We start from the raw sequence: 3,055 nt of genomic DNA on the forward strand, positions 1-3,055 counted from the left end.
TCTCGGTCATGCTCAGTCCTCAAAAAGCCTGCCCGTTCTTGGGCAGGGAGGACGTGTTGCCGTCGCATGGATCGCAGAAACGGTTCGGTTCGGATCCCTCGCGGGGGCGCCTTGCAGCGCCCCCGCAGGTCTCAGTCGGGCGTCTCCTGGCGCAGCGTCATCGCGATCTCCTCGGCGTGGCGCAGCTCGGAGATGTCGATCAGCCCGTCGCGGAGCGCGTAAAGCGGCCGGCTCGCGGCATGGACCTCTGCGCCCCGACAGGTGCGGGTGCGCTCGACATGCGACTGCACCATGCCTTCATCGTTGATCACCTCGATGCGCCACTCGGCCTTGAGGACCTGCGTGATCGGTCCGAGCAGTGTCTCGAGATCGTGCAGATCCTTCGCGCTGAAGATCTGCCGGCGGAAGAAGCGCCGGCGGAGGTCCCGCGCCAGCTTGATGTGACGCAGCACTTCAAGCGCATCGAGCGTGTCGAGCGCCGTCTCCGCGGCCGGGAAGAGCAGCAGCACCGCGTGGATGCGCTTCATCAGCGGATCGTAATCGAGATCAGACATGACGAACCTCCTTCGCGCTGCGGATGCGGCCCTTGCGCTTGGTCTCGACCACGACCGGTCGTGCAGCCCGTCGCTGGCGGTTGCGGTCACGGCGCATGTCCTGCTCCGCGTGGATCCTCGCGCGGACCTGCTGCAGGCGCTTGAGGCTGTCGCCGGACAGCCGCCCCAGCCGCGCGGTGCACGCGTCGCGCCGGATGTCGAAGCCGCTGTTCCTGAGCGAGACCATCAGCCGACGCGAGGCATGGAAGCGGGTCTGTCGGTGCAGCGACGCGCCGTCGCGCTCGGCCTCATCGAGCACGTCGATGGCGTAGGCCTCCCGGCGCCCGAAGCGCCGCGAGTTGGTCGTGCCGTAGGCGAGGACGGCGTAGCGTTCGCCGAAGCGTTCGACCACGTCGATCACCAGTGTCGGGCGAACCTTCGGGGACTCGCTGCCGTCGGTCTCGTGCGGGAAGCGGAAGGCGACGATGTCGCCCGGCGCGACGGTGGCGTGCCACGGCGCTGGGATCTGCAAAAGGGTCTGTTCAGTCATCGGATGTCCTTCTCGATGATCTGTCACGTCTTCCGCCGACCGGGCCGGGGCCCGCGTCCGGCTGCGCGACACCCGTTCTGCGCAGCCGGACGCGGGCTCCTGCCCTGCCGTCCGCGCCTCTCGCCGGGGTCTTGGGGGCGCAGCCTCCCGAGCCGTCGGAGACGCCGCAGGGTGGAGGGATGTGGCGAACGCTCCCTCCGAGCCGGAAGGGGTTCGGGGATACCGCGCGGAGCGGTGTCCCCGGGCGCAGGGGGTGAAGGGGGAGTGCAGAACGACGCCCCTTCCGCGCGCCGCGCCGGCGTGTCCGCCGCACAGGCGCGGGGTTCGGGGCAGCGCCCCGACGAACGCCAGCCCGAGCGGTTTCCAGGGGAAACTGCGCGGGCTGATTAGTGAGTAATCCCCCCTGCGCACCGGCGCATCGCGAGGGCAAACCGAACCCGCGTTTCCGCAGATCCACAGCCGATCCGACTTCCCGACCTCCACAACAGGAGGACGACCCATGCCGACCAGGCAAACCCACCCGATCGTGCTGCGCATGGCGGGCATGTTCCCGAAGGACCTCGGCGGCTACGAAGGCCATCGCCACCGCAAGGGCGGCGATCTCGGCCATGTGGACCGCGAACGATCCAAGCTCAATCGACCGCTGATCGGCAAGAAGGATTGGGCGGCAACGGCGCTGGCGGAGATCGACGACATGCGCACCGGGAACTTCGCCAGCGAGCTGGAGAAGCTCCGCAAGCGCCGCCGCACGGCAGAGATCAAGAAGCGGATCGTGGAAGGCCCGCGGGATCCCTGGCGATCCACCCGCCACGGCCCGCTCCGAGAGGTCATCCTGACCGCCAACAAGGCCTGGTTCGAGGAGATCGACAGCGAGTCCTTCGACGACCTCTTTGGCGGCACCCGCGAGGAGCGCTTCGAGGCTTTGGCGGTGAGCTGGCTCACCCAGCAGTTCGGCGACGACGTGATCCACGCAAGGGCCGATCTCGATGAGGAGGCCTACCACATCCACGCTATCATCCTGCCGCGGGGCGAGACCAAGGACGGGCGGCGTATGCTGCAGCCCTCGAAGCACGCGATGATCCGCGACTACGAGGCTGCGCAGGACAGCGTCGGCGCGTGGTTCTCGGAGATCGGCCTGCACCGCGGCGAACGGCGGGCCAAGGCCATCCGGGCAGCGATCAAGCACAACCGCCAGATCGAGGACAGGAACGTGGATCCCGAGTCGAAAGGCGCCGCGGAGGATGACGCGACGACCGTCAAGGTCGAGGTGCCGGAGCGGCGTGAGCACGTGAGCCCGCGGGATTGGCGGCGCGCACAGGAGGAGAGACTTGCGGAGCAAGAGCAGGAGCTCACCTTGCGGGAAGACGACGTCTCGCAACGGGAGACCGATGTCAGGTCCCGGGAGGCCGACGCGGATGCGGTGCTCGATATTGCCCGCAAGGTCGCCAGCGGCGCGACCACCCTGCCAGAGGCGGAGGATCCGGCGGCAGACGGGCCGCGCCGACGGCTTGCAAAGTCCCTGTTCTCGAAAGCCCTGAAGGCCCTGCAGATTCGTGCCAAGCGCGAGGCCCGGGAGGAGCTGACGCAAGCCTTCGACGAGATCCGGCAGGCGGATGTCGCCATCATCGCGATGGCGCAATCTCTGCCGGAGAAAGCCCGTGGCGCGATTATCGAGGCCCGCAAGTCCCTCTCCCGCGCTCTTGTTCGCCTGCCGAAACAGCTCGGTCAGGACCGGTCGGATCCCACCGACCTGCGGTCTGACGAGTGATCGCGCGGGACAAACCGAACCAATGTTTTGGCGTCAGAAAAAAGATCACACCTCCTGATCATCGGGGCGGTTGCGACCAGGACAAACGCCGACCACTCCGACCCTCACCGGTGCGAGAGCACCATCTGAAGTCCATGCCATATAGAAGGACATACGCATGAATTTTACCAAGAACCAGCAGCGCGTCATCGCGCAGATCGGCGA

At 67.3% G+C, this 3,055-nt stretch carries 3 protein-coding genes; 1 reads left to right on the forward strand and 2 read right to left on the reverse strand.

The window, feature by feature from the left end:
- Positions 1–131 precede the first annotated feature (131 nt).
- Together KUV62_RS22585 and KUV62_RS22590 are read right to left on the reverse strand one after the other, a co-directional pair.
- Complete coding sequence (locus KUV62_RS22585) at positions 132–554, reverse strand: hypothetical protein (protein WP_222606012.1); 423 nt, start codon at positions 552–554, stop codon at positions 132–134.
- On the reverse strand, positions 547–1,083 hold the full coding sequence (locus tag KUV62_RS22590) for a hypothetical protein (RefSeq protein ID WP_222606013.1): 537 nt from the start codon (positions 1,081–1,083) through the stop codon (positions 547–549). The genes KUV62_RS22585 and KUV62_RS22590 overlap by 8 nt, the downstream gene beginning before the upstream one ends.
- Before the next feature lie 535 nt (positions 1,084–1,618).
- On the opposite strand from KUV62_RS22590, the gene KUV62_RS22595 reads away from it, so the two are divergent.
- Complete coding sequence (locus KUV62_RS22595; RefSeq protein WP_261395840.1) at positions 1,619–2,851, forward strand: plasmid recombination protein; 1,233 nt, start codon at positions 1,619–1,621, stop codon at positions 2,849–2,851.
- The last annotated feature ends 204 nt before the right edge of the window (positions 2,852–3,055 follow it).

The organism is Salipiger bermudensis, from assembly GCF_019801965.1.
In the GTDB taxonomy this organism is placed as follows: Bacteria; Pseudomonadota; Alphaproteobacteria; order Rhodobacterales; family Rhodobacteraceae; genus Salipiger; species Salipiger bermudensis_A.